We start from the raw sequence: 20,563 nt of genomic DNA on the forward strand, positions 1-20,563 counted from the left end.
GGGAGTCGGCAACCGACGACAACGCCGGTGGGGGCACCGCCCGCTCGAGCGAAGCCGAGAGTGGGGGAGGGCGTGCCAAGCCCCGCGTCTGCGGCGTGATCCGCCGACAGGCCCCAGCGGTCAGGCGGCGCGGACGGCCGGCTGCGGGAGGCGGCGGGACGCCACGTCCATGACGTAGGCGCCGTAGTCCGTGCCCCTCATCTCCTCACCGAGACGGAGGCACTGCTCGGGGGTGATGAAGCCGCGGTTGAGCGCCAGTTCCTCGACACAGGCGATGAACTCGCCCTGCCGCTGCTCGACCAGCTGGACGTACTGCGCCGCCTGCAGCAGCGAGTCGTGGGTGCCCATGTCCAGCCAGGCGAAGCCGCGGCCGAGCGGGGTGAGCCGGGCCCGGTCCTGGGCCAGGTAGGCCAGGTTGACGTCGGTGATCTCCAGCTCGCCCCGTGCCGAGGGGGAGAGGTTCTTGGCGATCTCGACCACGTCGTTGTCGTAGAAGTACAGCCCGGTCACCGCGAGGTTGGAGCGCGGGTGGCGCGGCTTCTCCTCCAGCGACAGCAGCCGGCCCTGCTCGTCGATCTCCCCGATCCCGTAGCGATGCGGATCGCGCACCTGGTAGCCGAACAGCGCCGCGCCGTCGAGCCGGCGCACCGCGTCGTCGAGGAGCAGCCCGAAACGCGGCCCGTGGAAGATGTTGTCCCCGAGCACCAGCGCGACCTGGTCGTCCTCGATGAAGTCGGCGCCGATGATCAGCGCTTCGGCGATGCCGCGCGGCTGGTCCTGCTCGGCGTACTCGATGTTCAGGCCGATCCGGGAGCCGTCCCCGAGGAGCGTGCGGAAGCTGTCCGAGTGGTCCTTGGACGAGATCAGCAGGATGTCCCGGATCCCCGCCAGCATCAGCACGGAAAGCGGGTAATAGATCATCGGTTTGTCGTAGACCGGCAGGATCTGCTTGGACAAGGCGCCGGTGAGCGGACGCAGCCGCGTGCCGCTGCCGCCGGCGAGGATGATGCCTTTCATCTCAGATCACCTTCCACTGTTGTTCGAGCCGAGGGCTCTCCTCGTACGTGCCGGGGCCTGACCGGATCCCGCCGGCCCGATGCTGCTGCCGCCCGATCGGGCGCGGGCGGAGCAGCGCTGGAGGCGACCGCGGCCGGGGCCCCGACGGGCGCGCGCCCGGCGAGGACGGGTGGGTCAGGACTCGACCGGCGCTTGAGCAGGGCTTCCTAGCCTCGGGTGCGATGTTCCGCGCCGCCCGCTTCGGGACGGCGCTCTGTCACCGACCCCGCGACGGAAACCGTTGTCCCTCCATGGGTGAAGTCGGAAGGAAATCCCTGAATGAGTACTGACAAGGTCGCCGCCGGCGGCAACACGGCTGGGGCGGGGAAATCCCCGGGCATGGCCACACTGATCACGGGCCTGACCGCCTTCATGGCGGGGCTCGACAATCTGGTGGTCCTCATCGCGCTGCCCACCATCAGGGAGGACCTTGGTGGCAGCCTGAAGGACCTGGAGTGGACGGTGAACGCCTACACGCTGGCGTTCGCGGTGCTGATGATGTTCGGTGCCGCCCTGGGCGACCGGTTCGGGCGCCGCCGGATGTTCGTCGCCGGTCTGCTGCTGTTCACCGCCGCGTCGGCCGGGGCCGCTCTGGCACCGGGCATCGGCGAGCTGATCGCCGCCCGCGTGGTCCAGGGTGTCGGCGCCGCCATCATCATGCCGCTCTCCCTGACCCTGCTCACCCACGCCGTGCCGGCCGAGAAGCGCGGCGCGGCCCTCGGCATCTACAGCGCGGTCAGCGGACTGTCCATCGCGGGCGGCCCGCTGGTGGGCGGAGTCGTCACGGAACACATCTCCTGGCACTGGATCTTCTGGATCAACGTGCCGGTGGGCCTGCTGCTCGCCCCGCTCGCCTGGCGCGGTCTGGCCGAGAGCCGCGGTCCGAACAACCGCCTGGACCTGCCGGGCACCGCTTTGATCAGCCTCGGCATCCTCGGCCTCGTCTACGGTCTGATCCGGGCGGACGGCCACGACGGCTGGGGCTCCCCGCAGGTCCTGGGCCCCATGCTGGCCGGCGCCGTGCTGGTCGCCGTGTTCGTCCAGTGGGAGCGCCGCAGCAGGGCGCCGATGGTGCCCATGCGCATGTTCGGCAACCGGGCCTTCAGCGCCGTCAACGCCGGCGCCCTGCTGATGGCCTTCGGCATGTACGGCGTGGTCTTCCTCATCACGCAGTTCATGCAGAACGTCCAGCACATGACGCCGACGGAGGCCGGCGTGCGGATGCTGGCGTGGACGGCGATGCCCATCGTGGTGGCGCCCGTCGCGGGCATGATGTCGGACCGGATCGGCGGACGTCCCGTGGCGGTCTTCGGACTCGCGATGCTCGCCGCCGGATTCGCCTACTGGGCACTGGTGCTGAGCCCCGACGCGTCCTACGTCGAGCAGCTGCCCGGCTTCCTCCTGGGCGGTGTGGGCGTCGCCTGCTTCTTCGCCCCGCTCTTCAGCCTGACGATGGGCTCCGTCGACGTCTCCGAACAGGGCATCGCCTCCGGCGTGAACTCGGCCGCCCGCGAGCTCGGCGCGCCGCTGGGTGTGACCGTCCTCACCACCGTCTTCACCCACAACGGCGGCTACGCGTCCGGCCAGAACTTCGTCGACGGCTTCGTCCCCGCCCTGTGGGTCGGCGCCGCGGCCATGGCGGTCGCCGCGGTCGTGATGCTCTTCTCCTCCCGGCCCGCCGCCGCGCAGGAGCAGCCCAGCGGCGAACCGGCCCGGGACACGGTCGCCCCGGCCCCCTCGGTCACCCGCTGACACCTCGTACGCCGGCCCGCGGCCCACGCGACGACATCGCGTGGGCCCCGGGTCGGCATCACGCATCACTCCTCACGCTCTCCTCACGCCACCGGCAGAAAGGCCGTGCACGACATGAAGGTCCTCTTCGCAAGCCTTGGAAACTACGGACACGTATTCCCCCTGATTCCGCTCGCCCAGGCGGCACAGGCGGCCGGGCACGAGGTCTGGTTCGCCACCAGCGAGCAGTTCCACCCGACCGTCGAGAAGGCGCAGTTGCGGCCGGTCGCCAGCGGGCTCACCGTTCCCGAGGCGTTCATCGAGGCGGCCGGCGGCCAGGCGTTCCTGGAGGCCAACGGCGGTTCCGTACAGGCCAGTGACGTTCCGCCCGAGGTGCTGGCGAGCCTTGCGGTGAAGGCGTTCGGCTCGGTGCTGCCGCGCAGCGCGTTCGCGGATCTCACCCCTGTTGTCGACTCCGTCAAGCCGGACCTGGTCGTCTACGAGTCCTTCAACCCGGGCGCCGCCTTCGCGGCCGCCGCGGCGGGCGTGCCCGCCGTCGGTCACAGCATCGGCCGGGTCTCCCCCGACCCGCTGATCCCGCAGGAGCTGTTCGCCACGGCGAGCGACCTGGGAGTGGCCGACAAGATCGCCCAGGACCCGACCCTGGGCAACCCGTACATCGACATCTGCCCTCCCGCCGTGCAGAACCCGGAGTTCCTGGCCTCGGGTGTCCAGGTGATCCCGCAGCGGCCCGTCCCCTACTCCGAACCGGGGGAGCTGCCCGCGCACGTCACCCAGGGGGAGGGCCCTCTGGTCTATCTGAGCTTCGGCACCGTGGTCGGCTCCGCGGAGCTGCTGCGCACCGCGATCGACGGCCTGCTGCCGCTGGACGTACGGGTCCTCGTCGCGACGAGCGCTCTGGTGGACCCGGCCGAGCTGGGTGAGCTGCCGGACCGGGTCGTCACGCTTCCCTGGGTGCCGCAGCCCGAGGCACTGCGGCACGCCACAGCCATCGTCCACCACGGCGGCCACGGCACCACCCTGGCCTCGCTGGCCACGGGGCTGCCCCAGCTGATCCTGCCGCGGGAGAGCGACGGCCTCGGCAACGCGCCCGCGGTGCAGGCGACCGGAGCGGGCCGCCTGCTGCTCGGCGAGGACGTGTCCGCCGAGGCGGTGGAGACCGAGATGCGCGCCCTGCTGACCGACGAAGCGCACCGCGAGGCGGCCCGCAGGGTGGCCGGCGAGATCGCGGCCCTGCCCGGGCCGGCCGACACGGTCGCGAGGTTCCCCGAGTTCGTCGGCTGACCGGCCCCCTACGCACCGTGCCCCGCGCTCGTCCGTGAGCGCGGGGCACGGTGCGTAGGGGAGGCCGTAGGCACGGTGGGCGGCGGCCTGGCTGGTTCAGGACTGCGCGAGCGCGGCCGGGTCGACCCCCAGCTGCCGGAACAGGTCGTCCATGTTGAGCTGGTCCCAGTGCTCGGCGAGCAGCCCGTCCTCCACCCTCCAGATGTCGATGGACTGGAAGCTCACCGGGCGGCCGGTCGCCGGTATGCCGAGGAACGTGCCCTGGTGGGTCGCGCTGTACTCCAGACGGGCGGCCACCCGGTCCCCTTCCGAGATGACGTCGTGCAGCACGGCCTTCAGGTCGGGGAAGGCGCTGAACACCTGGACCCAGAACGCCTGGTTGGCCTCGATGCCGTCGGCCACCACGGGGTTGTGGTCGATGTGTCCGGACGCCGTGTGCTCCGGCATGGTGCTGATGTCATGGCTGTTGATCATGTCCACGAAGCTCTGGACAAGAGCGTGGTGATTGCTCGACATGCCGGCCTCTCTTGGCTGGTTGGGAGAAGAACGATGTGGTCGAAGCATCGCCACCCACGGTCGAATCCCCCTGGAGCATGCGCCCGGACGCGCGGTGGCGGCGAGCACCGGTGCGCTCCAGCGGAGCGCGAGGGACAGGCGAGGGGGGCGGCCTAGCGTCGGTTTTCGAACCGAACCAGCCACTGTCCCAAGGAGCCTTCATGGCCAGCGAGGAGCACGAGTTCGCTCTACCCGGCGCGGACCTGCCGCAGCCCGACGAGGAGTTGTGCAAGCGGCGCCTGGCGATCGTCATCGAGCACACCGTCCAGGGCTCCTGGGACATCGACAGAGTGATCGGGACGTTCCCGCGCGGCGGCGTGTACCGGATCATCCCCTTCGAGGAGTCCCCGCTGATCGGTGAAGAAGCCATCAAGAAGGGCTACTTCGACGATCTGCAGAAGGCGTTCCCGGTCGCCGAGCACAGCCTGTTCCACGTCCACCACACGCCGACCGCCGTGATCGTGGAGGCGCGGTTCCGCGCCAAGCAGGAGGCGGACTGGCGTGGCATCCCCAACCGCGGCAAGACCATGGACGCCCCTCTGGCGATCTTCTTCCACTTCGACGGCGACGTGCTGATCGACAAGACGATGTACTTCGACATGGCCACCATCGCCCGTCAGCTCGCCTGATCCTCCCGAAGCCGGCTCGCCCGTCATGTCCCGTGAATGGAAAGGAAGCAGCAGGATGCAGCCCGAGGTGAACGGTGCCGACGACTTCCTGGCGTCGGCGATGGTGTCGCAGTCCCCGCTGACCCCCGACGCGGACGCCTTCCTCAAGGAACGGGAGGCGTCCGCCTCGTACGACGTCGAACGGGTGCCGCTGGCCAGTCTCCCGAACTGGCACCTGGGTGACCGGCTCAGCCGCGCCGACGGAAAGTTCTTCACAATCGAAGGACTCTCCGTACGGACGGATTTCGGACCTGTGCCGCACTGGTACCAGCCGATCATCAACCAGCCGGAGATCGGCATCCTGGGCATCATCGTCAAGCGGTTCGACGGTGTGCTCCATTTCCTCATGCAGGCGAAGATGGAGCCCGGGAACACCGCCTTCGTCCAGTACGCGGCGACCGTCCAGGCGACGCAGAGCAACTACCAGCGCGTCCACGGCGGCAGGGCCACCCCGTATCTGGAGTACTTCCTGGAGGGCACGCGGCGACGTGTCCTGTTCGACCAACTCCTCTCCGAGCACGGCTTCTGGTACCTGTACAAGAGGAACCGGAACATCATCGTCGAGGTGCCCGAGGACGAGGACGTACCTGTCCACGAGGACTTCACCTGGCTCACCCTGGGCCAGTTGCGCCACCAGCTCCTGCTGGGCAATCGCGTCAACATGAACGCCCGTACCGTGCTTTCCGGAATAGCCTACGGCGTTGCCGACGGCGACCGGCCGTCCTACGCCGGGCAGGCCGACGGCTTCCACGCCGAGCTGGTGAAGTCGCACCGGACGCCGACTTCGGCGGACGACCTCTCCTCCACGCTGACGTGGCTCTTCGACCAGAAGGCGAAGTTCAGCCTGGACGTCAGGCGGACCAGCCTGCGCGACATGGACGAATGGATCTGCGACGACGACAGCATCCGCCATCGCGACGGCCGCATCTTCGACATCATCGGCATGTCGGTCCAGGCGACGAGCCGTGAGGTCGGCACGTGGTGGCAGCCCATGCTCGAGCCCCGCCCCGGAAACGCCGTGGCCCTGATCTGCCAGCGGCGGGCCGGGGTACTGCAGTTCCTGCTCCAGGCCACCATCCAGCCCGGCTTGACGGACCGTCTCGAACTCGGTCCCACCATCCAGTTCTCTCCGGGCTACCACCGCGGCCCCGAGGACCACCCGCCGCTGACGGAGTATCTCGACGCACCCGAGTCCTGGATCCGGCTGGACGCCATCCAGTCGGAGGACGGCGGCCGCTTCTCCAAGGCGGACACGCGTCACCTGGTCGTCGAACTCCCCGAGGACCACGAGATCGAGGCGCCGGACAACTACCGGTGGATGACCCTCGGCCTGCTGGGCCGCCTGACCCATTTCGGATACCACGTCAACGTCGAGGCCCGGAGCCTGGCGGCATGCCTGCTCTGACAACCGGCGGAACCACCCTACCCGGCGGCCCGCTCCCCGAACCGAACCCCGCCCGGACGCTGGAGGCAGCGCTGTGACCGAGAACTCCCCGCTCATCGTGGTGCTGGGCGCCGCGGGCTTCGTCGGATCCGCCGTGTTCCGCGAGCTGGCACAGCACCCGGTCCGGATACGGGCCGTCTCCCGCAGGAAGTGCCCTGTACCCGAGGGCGCCCGCGCCGAGATCGAGGTGCTCTCCGCGGATCTGACCGAGCCCGGCCGGATGGCCGCCGCCGTCGCCGGCGCCGATGTCGTCATCCACTCACTGGCGTACATCGCGGGGGCGTCCACCTGGCGCATAGCGGACGGCGACGCAGGAGCCGAACGCGTCCACGTGGGCCTGATGCAGGACCTGCTGCACGCCCTCGGCGACCGGGCCGACTCCCAGGCGCCCCCGACCGTCCTGTTCACGGGATCGGTCACGGAGGCCGGCTCCTCGGACAAGGAGGTCCTGGACGGCACGGAACCGGACCGGCCCGAGGGCTTCTACGAGCGGCTGAAACTCGAGGCGGAGCGACTGCTGCTGGCAGCGGACGCGGCGGGAACGGTGCGTGCCGCCTCCCTGCGCCTGACCACGTTGTACGGCTACAGCGCCGGGTCCACCGCCCGGGACAAGGGCATCGTCTCCACGATGACGCGCCGCGCGGTGGCCGGCGAGCCCCTGACCATGTGGCACGACGGAACGGTCCGCCGGGACCTGCTCCACGTCGACGACGTCGCCCGCGCCTTCTGGGCCGCCATCCCCCGCATGGACGTGCTCGCGGGAAAGCACTGGCTGATCGGCACCGGCCAAGGGGCCCCGCTCGGGGACGTGTTCACCAAGGTCTCCGCCCTGGTCGCCGAACAGACCGGCAAGGCACCGGTTCCGGTGGTCTCCGTGGAACCGCCGGAGTACGCCGAGGTCAGCGACTTCCGGAGCGTGACCATCGACTCCTCCGCGTTCCGGGCCGCCACCGGCTGGAAGCCGCAGGTGTCCCTGGAGGAGGGCCTGCGCCTGACGACGGAGTTCTGCTCCAGCGGCCGGGAGGCCGAAGTCTCCTGAGCCTGTCGCCGGTGAAGCATTCAATCCCTGGAAGAGGAGAAGGACGCGTGATCTACACACAGCTGGGCCGTACCGGTCTGCGGGTCAGCAGGCTGGCCCTCGGCACCGTCAACTTCGGCGGCCGGGTGGAGGAACCGGAGGCGCACCACCTTATGGACCACGCCCTGGAGCGGGGCATCAACCTGATCGACACCGCCAACATCTACGGCTGGCGCGTCCACAAGGGCCACACCGAGGAGGTCATCGGCCGATGGCTCGGCAAGAGCCCCGCCCGCCGTGACCAGGTCGTGCTGACCACCAAGGTGGGCGACCCGATGAGCGAGGGCCTGAACGACCGCGGCCTGTCGGCCCGCAACATCATCGCGTCCTGCGAGGCATCGCTGAGGCGGCTGGGCACGGACTGGATCGACGTGTACCAGATGCACCACCTCGACCGGTCCGTGGGCTGGGACGAGGTCTGGCAGGCCATGGACCTCCTGGTCGCCCAGGGCAAGGTGCGCTACGTCGGCTCGTCCAACTTCGCCGGCTGGGACATCGCGACCGCGCAGGCGGTCGCGCAGCGCAGGAACAGCCTGGGCCTGGTCACGGAGCAGTGCGTCTACAACCTCGTCACCCGGTACACGGAGCTCGAGGTGATCCCCGCGGCCCAGGCGTACGGACTCGGTCTCTTCGTCTGGTCACCGCTGCACGGCGGCCTGCTCGGCGGCGTGCTCCGCAAGATGCGGACCAACTCCGCCGTCAAGTCCGCGCAGGGCCGTGCGCTGGAGGCCCTGGACGCGCAGCGCGACACCATCGAGGCCTACGAGAAGCTCTGTGCCGACCACGGCCTGGACCCGGCGGTGGTCGGGATGGCCTGGACGCTGTCCCGCCCCGGTGTGACCGGTGTCGTGATCGGGCCACGCACGGAGCAGCACATCGAAGGCGCGATCGAAGCCCTGGAGTGTGCGCTGCCCGAGTCCCTGCTGGCCGAACTCGACGTACTCTTCCCGCCGGTCGGTCGCGGCGGCCCCGCCCCCGACTGCTGGCTGAGCTGACCTGGAGCACCTCGGTGCTCACCCACCCCCTCTGATGTCCCTGTCCGGACGCGATGGTCGACATTCGGCCGTTCGAGAGCTCGGCGTGCGCCAGGTGCAACCATCCGTGACGCCGGACGGTCCCATCAAATGGGAGCAACCGCTCTCGAAGACACAAGGGGGAAATATGAGATTCGCGCGTAATGCCGCAGCCGTCGGGGCGTTCGCCGCTCTCGCGGTGGGTGCCACGACCGCGTTGGCCACGACCGCCTCCGCCGCACCGAACGTCACACCGCAGGGCGTCTGCGGCAGCGCCTACAAGACCGTGAACTCAGCGGCCGTCGGCTCGCTGGGCACCGTCTACCTGACGTACGACTCCGCCAACGGCAAGAACTGCGTCGCGACCATCCGCGCCAACCCGGGCACGGCCAAGCCCATGGCCGCGTACGTCTACATCCCCGACACCGGCGCCTCGTCCGACGACTCCGGGAACTACACGTCCTACGCGGGGCCGGTGTACGTCTACGGCAAGGGTCACTGCGTGAGCTGGGGCGGCAGCATCAACAACGTCTCCGTGTCGGTGGAGAACTCCAACTGCGCCAGGCTGAAGGAGCACCGGGTCACGGAAACCCGCTGACCAGGCTCAGTTCCGTGGTCGGCTGCGAAGCCTGAGAACGAGGAGGGGCCGCGTCGCCGGTGAACGACCGGCGCGGCCCCTCCGGGCTGAGCGCCGCCGGGCCGGGTTGTCGGCCGGCCCCTCGCGCCGGCCGGCAGCCCGGCCGCGCCGGTACTGCTCCAGCGGCCGTGAGGCAGCACTGTCCTGATCCTTTCGTCTCGGGGCCCGAGGTGCTCCAGCCGGTCTTGAGCTGCGGCGACTACCGTCGTGGGTATGGATCTCAGGAGCCTGGAAATCAGCGAACTCGCCCTCCCGGACGCGTTCCTGGTCTCGCCCCGGGCCGTTGAGGACGACGTTGTGGTCCGCTACGAGGCGTTCCGTCAGGACTACGTCGAGGAAGCGATCGGACGGCCCTTCGCGATCCGGTACAGCGACCTGTCGGTCGGGCGGCGCCGGGTGCTGCGCGGCATCCACGGCACCACGGGCCCGGACAGCCGTGCCAGGCTGTTCGGCTGTGTGCGGGGCTCCGCCGTCCACGTCGTGGTGGATCTGCGGGTCGGGTCCCCGGACTACGGCCGGTACGAGACGGTATGGCTGGACCACCGCAGTCCGTCCGGGGTGTTCGTCTCCGAGGGCCTCGGCCACGCCTGGCTCGCCCTGGAGGACGACACGGTCGTCGCCTGCCACAGCTCCCGCCCGTACACGGCGGGCTCCGCGTACACGGTCAGCGCGCTCGACCCCGCTCTGGCCCTGCCGTGGGGACTCACCGAGGCGCCGTTGATGACCGACGAGGACCTGGCCGCGCCCACCGCGGAGGAGGCGCTGACCAAAGGGCTCCTGCCGGCCTACGAGGACTGCCTCGCGCTGTACGGCCGCCCCACGTTCGCCGTCGACTGAGAGCACCGGACCGCAGGCCCCGCATGCCCAAGGACCAGGGCACGCGGGGCCTTTCGGCATGTGCGGGACGCCCGGCGACCGACGGCGGCCTCCTGGCGCGCGGACCATGAATCGGTCATACCCCGAGCAGGACGAAGACACCTGGCAGAGGAGGAGTGACGCACTGTCCCGGCGGGCGCCCACATGGGACTTTCGAAGTCCGACGACAGAGACAAGGGGGACCGCATGCGAATCTTCGTTCTGGGGTCTTTGGACGCCGAACTCAAAGGCGTTCCGATCCTGCCCACGGCCGCGAAGCCGCGGCAGATCCTGACGCTGCTCGCCATCTACGCCAACCAGGTCCTGCCGGTCTCCGCGCTGATGGAGGAGATCTGGGGCGACGCCCCGCCGCGCAGTGCCCTCACCACGCTGCAGACGTACATCCTCCAGCTCCGGCGCTGCATGGAGAACGCACTGGAAGGTGAACCCGGCGGCTCCAAGGAGCTGCTGCTCACCCGGCACGGGGGATACCTCCTGAACGCCGAGCCGGGCAGCATCGACGTACACGAGTACGACCGGCTGTCCTCACTCGGCCAGCGCGCCTTCGACCGGGGTGACAACCACGAGGCCGCGAAGCTGTTCCGGGACGCCCTCGCCCTGTGGCGGGGCCCGGCCCTGGTCGACGTACGCACCGGACCGCTGCTCGAGATCGAGGCGATGAGACTGGAGGAGAGCCGTCTCGGGGTGCTGGAGCGGCGCAACGACGTCGAGCTCCGGCTCGGCCGGCATGCAGAACTGCTCACGGAACTCACCGCGCTGACCGCCCGGCACCCGCTGCACGAGGGCCTGCACGCCCAGTCCATGGTGGCCTTCTACCGGGCCGGGCGCCCCTCCGCGGCGCTCGAGGTCTTCCAGAATCTGCGTACCCACCTCGTCCAGGAGCTGGGCATCGAGCCCTCACAGCGTCTGCAGCGGCTGCAGCGGGCGGTGCTGGGGAGCGACCCGGCGCTGGACGTCGACCCCGGGACCGGGCGGGTGCTCGACCGCTTCACCGGGTGACTGCCCAGGGAGGAGCTGTGCGAGTGCTGTTCTCGGGGGGCCTCGGAATGCCGGCCGTGCTGCGCATGGTGCTGCTCGCCAGGGCGCTGCACGCAGCCGGCAACGAGGTCCGCTTCTGCTGTCCGGCCCGGGCTCGCCACCGCGTGGCACGGGCCGGACTCGTCCCGGTGCTGGCCGGCCCGCAGCAGTTCAGCCGGGCCTGGCGGCCCGACCTGGTGGTCCACGACCCGCTGTGCCCCGACTCGACCGCCACGGCGGCCATGTCCGGGGTGCCCACCATCGGCTATCTCCCGTACGCCCGACCGCCGTTGTCGCCCCGGCCGACCGTCTGGATCGACCCCTGCCCCCCGGAGCTGCGGGACCGGCCGGAGGCCGGTGCCTGGCAGGTGCGCTGTGACGCCTACGAGTTGCCCGGAAGGCCGGTGCCCCGGCTCACCGGGCTGTCGCTGCTTCCGCGCGTCTGCATCACCGGGGTGCCGACCGGGACCCGGCCCGAGGACCGGCGCCGCAGGCGGCTGTTCAGGCGGGTCGCCGAGGGCGTCGAGAGCCTCGGGCTGCAACTCGTCGTGCTGACCGGTGACGACCACCCCTGGAGCCGGCTGCTGCCCGGCTGCGTCGTCGTCGTGCACGGTGGGGACGAGGGGATCGTGTACGCGGCCGCCCGGTTCGGGGTGTCCCAGCTGGTGTTGCCGGCGGGGGAGGAGGAACGGCGGGCCGGGGCGCGCCTGGAGCAGGCCGGCATCGGCCGCTGCCTCTCCGACGACGAACTGGCGGGCGACCCCAGCATGCTGCGGCTGCGGTTCCACATCGCCGAACTCGTCAACGGTGGCCGGGTGCTGCCCACGGCCGCCAGGCTGGGCCGGAGCATCGCCCGCATGCCGCCGCCGGCGGACCTCGTCCCGGGCATCGAGGCGCTCATGCGCTGACACATGAGGGGCGCGGCGACGGCAGTCGGCGGCGGCGCGCCACCCCCGCGGGAGTGACGCGCCGCCGCCGTGACGCCGACGATGTCTGACGGATGGTCAGGCGACGGCCTTCGCACGCGCGGCACGCCGCGGGCGGCTGAACCGGCGCACCAGCGGGGTCTCGACCAGTCGGTGGAGCAGCCAGGACAGCACCACCGTGCCGACGGCCGCGCCGACCAGCAGGGCGATTCCTTCCGAGGTGGAGTACATCTGCGTGCCGAGCTGCTTGCGCAGCCAGGACAGCACTATGTAGTGCAGCAGGTAGAAGGCGAAGGAGATCTCGCCCAGCCAGACCATGGTGCGGTTGCGGAACAGGGTGAAGCGGCCCTCGATGTCGGCGGTCGCCGCGGCCGCGATCAGCAGCGCGATCGGGATGATCATGGTGGCGCGCTGTCCGTAGAAGTAGGGCATGTGGAAGGTGAGCCAGTACCCGCCGGCCAGCAGCAGGAACGACGGGATCATGCCGATGTCGCGCCAGCGCCCGTGCTTGACCGCGAGCGCGACCAGGATGCCGAGGGCGAAGTCGACCATGCGGACCGGGGGCAGCACATAGGTGAACCAGTACGCGGTCTCGGAGAAGCCCTGGCCGCTGGGAACCAGCGGCGTCTTGGGGAGCGCCGCGTACGCCACCGCCGGGGTGGCCCACACCGCGGCGATCGTCCCGGTGATCCAGTACTTCAGATGACGGGGGTCGATGCGCCGGAGGGCGGCCAGCAGCAGCGGGAAGCTCAGGTAGAAGACCGCCTCGACGCCCAGCGACCAGCTCGGCGGGTCCACGCTGAAGTTGGTGTAGTACGCGGGCGTCCACACCTGGACCATGAAGAGGTTGGAGAGGGCGACCCGGGTGGAGGTGGAGTCACTGGCGAACAGCACCATCGCGAGCACCCAGGCGACCACGTAGTTGGGGTAGACCTTGACGAACCTGCGCCGCCAGAACCCCGTCGTGGTGTCGCTGTCCCGCGCCGACCAGGTCAGCACGAACCCGCTGAGCACGAAGAAGAACGACACACCGAGTCCGCCGGCCTGGTCGAACCAGTGGAAGAGCCGGAACTCGGTACGGTCGTCGGCCAGCAGCCGCAGCGTCGGTATCGGGATGGAGGCGTGGTAGACGAACACGGTCAGCGCGGCGAGGAACCGCAGGCCGGTCAGGGACGGCAGCCGGGAGATCCGCTCACGCTTCGGCTCGGCGGCGCCGGCGGGCTGGGTGCCCGCACCGCCGGCTGCGGCCGGCGCGGAGCCGGTCAGTACTTGGTCTGTGGCCATGGGTCTTCCGTTCTGGGGTCGGGGCCGGGAATCACCGCTTTTGTACAGTCGTGTGCTCGTGGCTCACTCAAGGGTCGTTGAACGCTCAGCTTCGGCCCCGGATCCGGTGACAACGGCTGGACCAGCGACAAGAGACGGGCCCGCGCCGCCGGGGGATGTACGGCGCGGGCCCGTCGGTCCGGGCGGTCGGAGGATGGACCGAGTCTGCCGACCGGGTCTGGAAGACGGCTCGAACGCTGGTCGGCAGACCGTGCGCCGGTCAGCGGGACCCGTCGGGACGGACCGGGGTGAGCCGCGGCGGCGCGGTCCAGGTGAGACCGAACGACTCGCAGGAGGTGGCGGGCCCGGCCCAGGGGTCCTCACCGTGGATGTCGAGGATCTGCTCGCGCAGCCACAGGTCGAAGGGGTCCTTCGACTCCGCCCAGCGCTTCCTGGTGCGCTCCGGGTCCGTCGTCTCGAAGTGCACGATCACGTAGTCCCGGTCGGGCCGCGGGTCGATGCGGAACACCTCGTGCGTGATGCCCAGCCGCCGCCGGGAGGCCTCGTACTCGCGCCGGCGCGGCCCCTGCAGCTCCTGGGTGAGCCGGTGCCAGTCCGCCGGCTTGGCGTTGCGCAGCGGCACGGTGCGCATCACGGAGCGGGTGCCCTCCGCGGCGCGCCGGCCGCCCTTGCGGGGGGCCAGCATCCGCATGCCGAGCGCGGAGAACATGTTGGACGCCACACCGTGCGCCCAGCGCTCGGCGATCTTGCCCTCCTCGTCGAACCGCCAGATGACGATGCCGACGGAGACGAACTTGCGGCCGGTGGGCCCGATGCCGAGCAGGTCGCCCAGGTGGGTGCCGCGCCAGGTGTTGTGGATGACGACCATGTCGTCGTGTGCGCTGATGTCCTCGATGGTGACGTGGAAGTCGGGGAACGCCTCACGCAGTCCGGCGATGGTGTACTTCACGCCCTCGGCGCCCTCGGGCGCGCCGGGCAGGCCCTCGTGGTCGACGATGTCCGGCCGGTAGAGCTCGTCCACGACCGAGAAGTCGCCCTGGTTGACGAACTCGGCGAAGACGCGGCGGATGGTCGCCTTGTTGCGTTCCTCCTTGCTCTCGGTGCTCTCGTTGCCGTCCCAGGCCGTCCGCGTGGGGTTCATGGTGGTCGCAGTGGTCACAGCAGCAGTCCTCTCATCGTGAACGAGTACGAACGTGCTCACGCCGCGGTGCGGGCGGCGGCGCCCGACCACCGGGTGCCGTAGGCGACGTGTTCGTGCTCCGTGGTGTGCAGGGTGCGGTTCCAGCTGAGCTTCAGGAGCCGGTCGCGCAGCCAGATGGCGACCGGGTTCTGCAGGGCGCCCATCACGCCGATGCGGTGCGCGAGCAGCTGCATCGGCCGGGTGCGCTCCTGTCGCTCGGCCTCGTAGGCGCGCAGCGCCTCGGTGACGTCGGCCCCGGGTGCGGCGAGGTGTTCGGCCAGTACGAGGGCGTCCTCGATGGCCAGGCAGGCGCCCTGCCCGATGTTGAAGCTGACGGCGTGCGCGGCGTCGCCGAGCAGGGTGACCCGGCCACGCCCCCAGACGGGGTCGGGCCTGCGGTCCACCACGTCGCCGCGCAGGATGCTCTCCGGCACGGTGGCCGCGAGGATCCGCTGCACCGGGTCGATCCAGCCCGCGTGCCGGGCGCGCAGCATGTCCAGGGTCTGCTCGGGGGTGCCCTCGTCGCGGCCGCCGGCGGGGCCGTTGGCGACGCTCATCCAGTGCACGACCCCGGGGGCGATGTCGTAGTACGTGAAGCGGGTCCCGGGACCGAACAGGGCCTGGAAGCTGCCGGGCGGGAACTCCTCGGGGCTCATCCGGGCGTGGCCGCGCCAGGCGATGTAGCCGGTGTAGTCGGGCGGCTGGGGGCCGAGCAGCCTGGCGCGCACGGCGGAGTTGACGCCGTCGGCGCCGATCAGCAGGTCGCCGTCCTCGGATGTGCCGTCGGCGAAGTGGAGGGTCACCCCGTCGGCGTGCTCGGTGTACCCGGTGACCTCGGCGCCGGTGACGATGGGCGCGGTCACGGCGCCCCGCAGGATGCCGTGCAGGTCGGAGCGGCCGATGGCGACCGTGGGCTGCCCGTAGCGCTCGACGAACTCGCCCACCGGGTAGGTGCCGAGGACCCGGCCCTTCGAGGTCGCGAAGTGGCACACGGACTGGGCGGGGGCGATCTCGCGGACCTGTTCGGCGAGCCCGAGGTGGGCCAGGGCGAGCATGCCGTTGGTGAAGATGTGCAGTCCGGCGCCGCCGTCGCGCAGTTCGGGCGCGCGCTCGAAGACGACGGAGTCGATGCCCTGCTGCTGCAGTGCCAGTGCGGTGGCGATACCGCCGATCCCGCCGCCTGCGATGAGAACCCTGCGTATGGGACGGGGTGTTGCTGCGGACATGGCTTTCTCCCGGAAGTCGGGGCGGATGGCTCGGGGGGACGGGGGTTCAGCGGTTCAGCTGGGGCATCTCGCTGGCCGGGTAGCGGTCGCCGGCCGTGATGCCGTACGGGGCGATGGAGTCGATCGCCGCCAGGACGTCCTCGGAGAGCCGGACGTCGTTCGCGGAGATGTTCTCCTCCAGGTAGGTGCGCCGCTTGGTGCCGGGGATGGCGACGACGTCCTGGCCGCGGGAGAGCACCCAGGCGAGCGCGAGGCGGCTGACGGTGGTGCCGGACGCGGCGGCGAGATCGCTCAGCTGGTCGACGACGGGCAGGTTCCGGCGGATGTTCTCGTCCTCGAAACGGGGCGCGATGCGCCGGAAGTCGAAGCCGCCCTCGGGGATGTCGGAGGTGCCGCGGATGGTGCCGGTCAGGAACCCGCGGCCGAGCGGGCTGTAGGCCACGAAGCCGATGCCCAGCTCCCGCACGGTGTCCAGCACGCCGTTGACCTCGACGTCCCGGGTGAACAGCGAGTACTCGGTCTGTACGGCGGTCAGCGGGTGCACCGCGTGAGCACGCCGGATGGTCGCGGGCCCCGCCTCGGAGATCCCCAGGTGCCGGACGAGTCCGGCCTTGACGAGTTCGGCGAGCGCGCCGAAGGACTCCTCCACGGGGACGTCGGGGTCGACCCGGTGCAGGTAGTAGAGGTCGAGGTGGTCGGTGCCCAGACGGCGCAGGGTGCCCTTGATCGACCGGTGGATGTAGTCGGGGCGGCCGTTGTGCCGCCAGGTGAGCTGGCCGTTCTCGTCGATCTCGGCGCCCACCTTGGAGGAGAGCACGACCTCGTCGCGGCGCCCCGCCACGGCGCGGCCGATCAGCTCCTCGTTGGCGTACGGGCCGTACATGTCGGCGGTGTCCAGCAGGGTGACACCGAGCTCCAGTGCCCGGTCGATGGTGGCCAGCGCCTCGGTCGTGTCCGCCTCGCCGTACCCGATCGTCATGCCCATGCAGCCCAGGCCCTGGGCGGACACGTCCAGACCCGGCTTCCCCAACGTACGCGTTTCCATTGCCACTTGATATCTCCTGAAGTCGTGTCCGATGTCTGATGTCCGAGGTGACGGCCGGTCAGGCCGCAAGCGGTGCCCGCCAGGTCACCGAAAGGCCGGTGTAGACGTACCGGCTGGCCTCGATGCCGAGCAGCACGATCCGGTCGCCGGGCCGGATGCGTCCCGAGGTCCAGCCCGCGTCCAGCGACAGCGGCACCGCGGCCGAACCGGTGGCCCCCACGTCGGCCAGGTTCTCCACGATCCGCCCGGTGAGTGCCTGGTTGTCCTCGGCGGACAGTCCGGCGGCCTCGTACTCGCCGGCGAAGTAGTCGGCGTTGCCCTCCGGCAGCACGATCGCGTCGAACTCGTCGAGCGCGCGGCCCTCCTTCTGCGCCATCTCCTTGATCGCGCGGACGAACACCTGCGGCCCGAACGAGGAGGTGCCGGGCACGTCGATCTTCATCTGGATGAGCTGGCGCCGACGCAGCTGCTCCGCCTGCGACACGTCCGTACCGCCGCCGATGATCTCCATCCCGGGCTTGCGCAGGCCGCCCACGCAGGCGTTGACGAAGGTCGACTTCTCCGGCGACGCCCCCGCCGGCTCGGCCCGCAGCACCACGGCGCCCGCGCCGTCGCCGAACGTGTACAGCGTCAGCCGGTCCCGCATCCGCACGCGCGAGGGGTCCTTGTCCAGGAAGAGCGGCGCCATCAGCGGCGAGACGGACTCGCTGCCCACCACCAGGGCGGTGCGCGCCGTCCCGTCGGCCAGCTGCCGCCGGGCCAGGTCCAGCGCCTGCACCCAGCCCGCGCAGGCGCCGCGGATCTCGATCGCGGCCACACTCTCCAGACCCAGGTAGTGCTGCAGGGTGGTGGCGACGTTGGGCAGCGTGTACTCCGGGGTCGCGGTGCACACCACGATCAGGTCGATCTCGCCGGGCTCCACACCGGCCCGCTCCATGGCCTGCCGGGAGGCCCGCTCGGCCATCCGGCTGTTGTTGATCACGTGCTTGCCCGTGGCCGGGTCGATCATCCAGTACCGGGTCCTGACCTGGATGCCGTCGAGGACGTCGTCCGGCAGCGGCCCGACGTACTTCTCCAGCGCGGCGTTGTCCAGCGGATCACCGGGCACATAGCCGCCGGTGGAGAGGATCCTCACGTCGTACGCGGTGCTCATCGGCCGGACTCCGTTCCGAAGAGGGGGGAGGGGGACAGGACTAGCGAGGTGTGGGTGCCGCCGAGGGACGAGCTGTTGACCAGGACCGGGCGGTGCGTTCCGCTCTCGCGCCAGGCGCCGACGGCGAGGACCGCCGACAGGTGGGCACCCGCGCCGACCGGCTCGCCGAGCACCCGCTTCGGCGTCTCGAACCGGACCCGGCCCATGTCGAACACGCGCTCCACAGCGGCCTGTTCGGGACGGTCGGCGGCAGCGAGACCCGCCGCGTTGGCCCAGACGGCCGAGATGTCGCCGGGCCCGAGCCCGGCTCCGCGCAGCGCCTCGCGCATCGCCCGCTCCACGCCGTCGCCGGACGGGTCCCAGCGGCCGATGCCGCACGCGTCCGACGCGGTCGCGTGCCCGAGGACCACGGCGTGGATCGGGGCGCCGCGCCGCTCGGCACTCGCCCGGCGCTCCAGCACCAGCGCGATGCCGGCCTCGGCGAGCGTGTACCGGCGCCCGGCCGCCGAACCGAACAGCGGGATGCCGCGGTACGCGTCCAGCGTGCCCGGTGAGAACGCCTCCACCGCCGGCACCAGCAGGCGCTCGGCGCCCCCGGAACGCAGGATGTCGTACGCGACGCCCAGGGCGGCGGCACCCGCCGCGTGCCCCGACGTCAGCGTCGACGTCGGTCCCTTGGTGCCCAGGGCCATGGCGACCTGGCCGGCCGCACCGTTGTACACGGTGAACGGGAACACGGCCGGGTTCGCGGCCTGCGCGCCCGAGGCCAGCACCGGGACGGTGAACCGCTCGCTGCTCTCCATCGGCCCGATCCCGGTGCCGACCACCACGCCGGTCGCGGCGACGGCCTCCGCGTCCGAGTCCGCACCCGCGTGCGCCAGGGCGGCCCGGCACGCGACGATGGCGAGCTGGGAGACCCGGTCCATGCGCCGGCGCTGCTTGGGGGAGCCGGCCGCCGAGGGGTCGAACTCGAGCCTGGCCAGGCGCAGTCCGTCCTCCGGCACGCCCTGCCGACGCCCGGCCGCGTACGCCTCCCAGAGCGCCTCGGCCCCCTCGCCGGCCGAGGTGATCACGCCGAAGCCGGTCACCACGACGTCGTCCGGGCCGACGGCCGGAGCCGGCATACCGGCGCCGCCGGGGCGGGCGAAGGCGACGGTGGCGTTGGCGCCGGCGAACCCGAAGTTGTTGGACAGCGCGGTGTCCAGCACCATCGGGCGGCCGGCCCCCGCCACCGGGTCGAGCCCGCAGCCCGGGTCCCGTTCGGTGAAGTTCGCGGTGGGCGGCGCCACCTGGTCGCGCAGCGCCAGCACCGTGACGATGCCCTCCACCGCGCCGGCCGCGCCGAGCAGATGGCCGATCATCGACTTGGTGCTGGACAGCGCGGTCTTCTCGGCGGCCTCGCCGAGTGCGGCCCGCACCGCATTGCTCTCCGCCGCGTCGTTCTTCTGCGTGCCGGTGCCGTGCCCGTTGATGTACCGGACGTCGTCGGGGGCCAGGCCCGAGGTGGACAGGGCCGCACGGATCGCCCGGGCCGCGCCCTCGCCCTCGGGGTGCGGCGCCGTCGGGTGGTGCCCGTCGGCGGACAGGCCGTAGCCCAGCACCTCGGCGACGACCGGGGCACCGGTGCGCTCGGCCGTCTGCCGCGACAGCAGCAGGAGCATGCCGCTGCCCTCGCCCAGCGACAGACCCGACCGGTCCTTGGAGTAGGGGGCCGCCGGCTGCACGGAGAGCGACTCCAGGCTGCTGAACCCGGCGAACGCCGACTCGGTGAAGGCGTCGCTGCCGCCGACCAGCATCGCGTCGGCCCGGCCCGCCCGGATAACGTCCAGGGCGTGGGCGAGCGCGTGGGCACTGGACGCGCAGGCCGTGTTGGCACTGAGCACCGGGCCCTTGAGGCCGAAGGCGGCCGACAGCGCCTCCGCGGCGGCCTGCGGCGGTACGAACGTGTAGCGGCGCCAGTCGGGCGTGCGGCCCTCCTGCACCTCGCGCAGGGCGAGTTCGGCGCTGCGCCACCCGCCGTGGCAGGTGCCGTAGGCGACGCCCCAGCGCTCGGCCGGGATGTCCACGCCGACCCGCAGGCCCGAGCCGGCCATGGCCTCCTCGGCGGCGGCCAGCGCGAAGTCGACGGAAGGGTCACGGGTGTCGGAGCCCGGAGCGTAGTCGTAGTCGGGGAAAGTGGGTTCGGTGATCTCACCGCCCACGGCGGTCTGGTAGCCCTCCATGGGCAGGCCGCGCACGCGGGAGATCGCCACCCGCCCCGTGCGCACCCCGTCCCACAGGGCCTCGGCCGAACCGCCGTACGAGGTGATCGCGCCCACTGAGGCGATCACCACGCCGACGGCCTGGTCAGGAACGTCAGTCATGCGTCT

At 71.1% G+C, this 20,563-nt stretch carries 18 protein-coding genes; 10 read left to right on the forward strand and 8 right to left on the reverse strand.

Going from position 1 to position 20,563, the window contains the following annotated elements:
- Positions 1-120 precede the first annotated feature (120 nt).
- A complete protein-coding gene (gene rfbA, locus ACFY0F_RS27840) occupies positions 121-1,017 on the reverse strand; it encodes a glucose-1-phosphate thymidylyltransferase RfbA (RefSeq protein ID WP_388799833.1) in 897 nt (298 codons plus the stop codon).
- A gap of 318 nt (positions 1,018-1,335) precedes the next feature.
- On the opposite strand from rfbA, the gene ACFY0F_RS27845 reads away from it, so the two are divergent.
- Both ACFY0F_RS27845 and ACFY0F_RS27850 read left to right on the forward strand, forming a co-directional pair.
- On the forward strand, positions 1,336-2,808 hold the full coding sequence (locus tag ACFY0F_RS27845) for an MFS transporter (protein WP_388799836.1): 1,473 nt from the start codon (positions 1,336-1,338) through the stop codon (positions 2,806-2,808).
- Positions 2,809-2,922: 114 nt separating this feature from the next.
- The gene (locus ACFY0F_RS27850) at positions 2,923-4,092 is read left to right on the forward strand and encodes a glycosyltransferase (protein WP_388800375.1); all 1,170 of its coding nucleotides are present in this window, start codon (positions 2,923-2,925) and stop codon (positions 4,090-4,092) included.
- A gap of 96 nt (positions 4,093-4,188) precedes the next feature.
- Here ACFY0F_RS27850 and ACFY0F_RS27855 read toward each other — a convergent pair whose 3' ends face one another.
- The gene (locus ACFY0F_RS27855; RefSeq protein ID WP_388799839.1) at positions 4,189-4,608 is read right to left on the reverse strand and encodes an ester cyclase; all 420 of its coding nucleotides are present in this window, start codon (positions 4,606-4,608) and stop codon (positions 4,189-4,191) included.
- A 200-nt stretch (positions 4,609-4,808) separates the two neighbouring features.
- On the opposite strand from ACFY0F_RS27855, the gene ACFY0F_RS27860 reads away from it, so the two are divergent.
- The 8 genes from ACFY0F_RS27860 (at position 4,809) to ACFY0F_RS27895 (ending at position 12,288) form a co-directional block, all read left to right on the forward strand.
- A complete protein-coding gene (locus ACFY0F_RS27860) occupies positions 4,809-5,276 on the forward strand; it encodes a nuclear transport factor 2 family protein (RefSeq protein ID WP_388799842.1) in 468 nt (155 codons plus the stop codon).
- Positions 5,277-5,331: 55 nt separating this feature from the next.
- A complete protein-coding gene (locus tag ACFY0F_RS27865) occupies positions 5,332-6,720 on the forward strand; it encodes an NDP-hexose 2,3-dehydratase family protein (protein WP_388799845.1) in 1,389 nt (462 codons plus the stop codon).
- Between the two features lie 73 nt (positions 6,721-6,793).
- Positions 6,794-7,798, forward strand: coding sequence for an NAD-dependent epimerase/dehydratase family protein (locus tag ACFY0F_RS27870; protein ID WP_388799847.1), 1,005 nt, complete (start codon positions 6,794-6,796; stop codon positions 7,796-7,798).
- A 47-nt stretch (positions 7,799-7,845) separates the two neighbouring features.
- A complete protein-coding gene (locus tag ACFY0F_RS27875) occupies positions 7,846-8,832 on the forward strand; it encodes an aldo/keto reductase (RefSeq protein ID WP_388799849.1) in 987 nt (328 codons plus the stop codon).
- A 166-nt stretch (positions 8,833-8,998) separates the two neighbouring features.
- Positions 8,999-9,448, forward strand: coding sequence for a spore-associated protein (locus ACFY0F_RS27880; protein WP_388799852.1), 450 nt, complete (start codon positions 8,999-9,001; stop codon positions 9,446-9,448).
- Positions 9,449-9,700: 252 nt separating this feature from the next.
- Complete coding sequence (locus tag ACFY0F_RS27885; RefSeq protein ID WP_388799855.1) at positions 9,701-10,324, forward strand: dTDP-4-dehydrorhamnose 3,5-epimerase family protein; 624 nt, start codon at positions 9,701-9,703, stop codon at positions 10,322-10,324.
- Between the two features lie 225 nt (positions 10,325-10,549).
- Positions 10,550-11,362 carry a BTAD domain-containing putative transcriptional regulator gene (locus tag ACFY0F_RS27890; RefSeq protein WP_388799858.1) on the forward strand — a complete coding sequence of 271 codons (813 nt, stop codon included), beginning with the start codon at positions 10,550-10,552 and terminating at the stop codon, positions 11,360-11,362.
- A gap of 23 nt (positions 11,363-11,385) precedes the next feature.
- Complete coding sequence (locus tag ACFY0F_RS27895; RefSeq protein WP_388799861.1) at positions 11,386-12,288, forward strand: glycosyltransferase; 903 nt, start codon at positions 11,386-11,388, stop codon at positions 12,286-12,288.
- 96 nt (positions 12,289-12,384) lie between these two features.
- Here the strand turns inward: ACFY0F_RS27895 and ACFY0F_RS27900 are convergent, their stop codons facing one another.
- The 6 genes from ACFY0F_RS27900 to ACFY0F_RS27925 form a co-directional block, all read right to left on the reverse strand.
- Positions 12,385-13,590, reverse strand: a complete 1,206-nt coding sequence (locus tag ACFY0F_RS27900) for an acyltransferase family protein (RefSeq protein WP_388799864.1) — start codon at positions 13,588-13,590, stop codon at positions 12,385-12,387.
- A gap of 259 nt (positions 13,591-13,849) precedes the next feature.
- On the reverse strand, positions 13,850-14,749 hold the full coding sequence (locus ACFY0F_RS27905) for an ester cyclase (protein WP_388799867.1): 900 nt from the start codon (positions 14,747-14,749) through the stop codon (positions 13,850-13,852).
- Between the two features lie 38 nt (positions 14,750-14,787).
- Entirely contained in the window at positions 14,788-15,996 is a 1,209-nt protein-coding gene (locus ACFY0F_RS27910) for an FAD-dependent monooxygenase (RefSeq protein WP_388799870.1), read from the reverse strand.
- A gap of 46 nt (positions 15,997-16,042) precedes the next feature.
- A complete protein-coding gene (locus ACFY0F_RS27915; RefSeq protein WP_388799873.1) occupies positions 16,043-17,041 on the reverse strand; it encodes an aldo/keto reductase in 999 nt (332 codons plus the stop codon).
- 58 nt (positions 17,042-17,099) lie between these two features.
- Positions 17,100-18,194 (reverse strand): 3-oxoacyl-ACP synthase III family protein, encoded by a 1,095-nt coding sequence (locus tag ACFY0F_RS27920; protein ID WP_388799876.1) that lies wholly within the window; start codon positions 18,192-18,194, stop codon positions 17,100-17,102.
- The gene (locus tag ACFY0F_RS27925; protein WP_388799879.1) at positions 18,191-20,557 is read right to left on the reverse strand and encodes a beta-ketoacyl synthase N-terminal-like domain-containing protein; all 2,367 of its coding nucleotides are present in this window, start codon (positions 20,555-20,557) and stop codon (positions 18,191-18,193) included. The genes ACFY0F_RS27920 and ACFY0F_RS27925 overlap by 4 nt, the downstream gene beginning before the upstream one ends.
- Positions 20,558-20,563: the final 6 nt, after the last annotated feature.

Source organism: Streptomyces sp. NPDC001544 (assembly GCF_042894285.1).
Lineage (GTDB): Bacteria > Actinomycetota > Actinomycetes > Streptomycetales > Streptomycetaceae > Streptomyces.

Coding starts and splice junctions, on each gene's coding strand:
- rfbA (WP_388799833.1), bottom strand. CDS start 1,017: ATGAAAGGCATCATCCTCGCCGGCGGCAGCGGCACGCGGCTGCGTCCG.
- ACFY0F_RS27845 (WP_388799836.1), top strand. CDS start 1,336: ATGAGTACTGACAAGGTCGCCGCCGGCGGCAACACGGCTGGGGCGGGG.
- ACFY0F_RS27850 (WP_388800375.1), top strand. CDS start 2,923: ATGAAGGTCCTCTTCGCAAGCCTTGGAAACTACGGACACGTATTCCCC.
- ACFY0F_RS27855 (WP_388799839.1), bottom strand. CDS start 4,608: ATGTCGAGCAATCACCACGCTCTTGTCCAGAGCTTCGTGGACATGATC.
- ACFY0F_RS27860 (WP_388799842.1), top strand. CDS start 4,809: ATGGCCAGCGAGGAGCACGAGTTCGCTCTACCCGGCGCGGACCTGCCG.
- ACFY0F_RS27865 (WP_388799845.1), top strand. CDS start 5,332: ATGCAGCCCGAGGTGAACGGTGCCGACGACTTCCTGGCGTCGGCGATG.
- ACFY0F_RS27880 (WP_388799852.1), top strand. CDS start 8,999: ATGAGATTCGCGCGTAATGCCGCAGCCGTCGGGGCGTTCGCCGCTCTC.
- ACFY0F_RS27885 (WP_388799855.1), top strand. CDS start 9,701: ATGGATCTCAGGAGCCTGGAAATCAGCGAACTCGCCCTCCCGGACGCG.
- ACFY0F_RS27890 (WP_388799858.1), top strand. CDS start 10,550: ATGCGAATCTTCGTTCTGGGGTCTTTGGACGCCGAACTCAAAGGCGTT.
- ACFY0F_RS27900 (WP_388799864.1), bottom strand. CDS start 13,590: ATGGCCACAGACCAAGTACTGACCGGCTCCGCGCCGGCCGCAGCCGGC.
- ACFY0F_RS27910 (WP_388799870.1), bottom strand. CDS start 15,996: ATGTCCGCAGCAACACCCCGTCCCATACGCAGGGTTCTCATCGCAGGC.
- ACFY0F_RS27915 (WP_388799873.1), bottom strand. CDS start 17,041: ATGGAAACGCGTACGTTGGGGAAGCCGGGTCTGGACGTGTCCGCCCAG.
- ACFY0F_RS27920 (WP_388799876.1), bottom strand. CDS start 18,194: ATGAGCACCGCGTACGACGTGAGGATCCTCTCCACCGGCGGCTATGTG.
- ACFY0F_RS27925 (WP_388799879.1), bottom strand. CDS start 20,557: ATGACTGACGTTCCTGACCAGGCCGTCGGCGTGGTGATCGCCTCAGTG.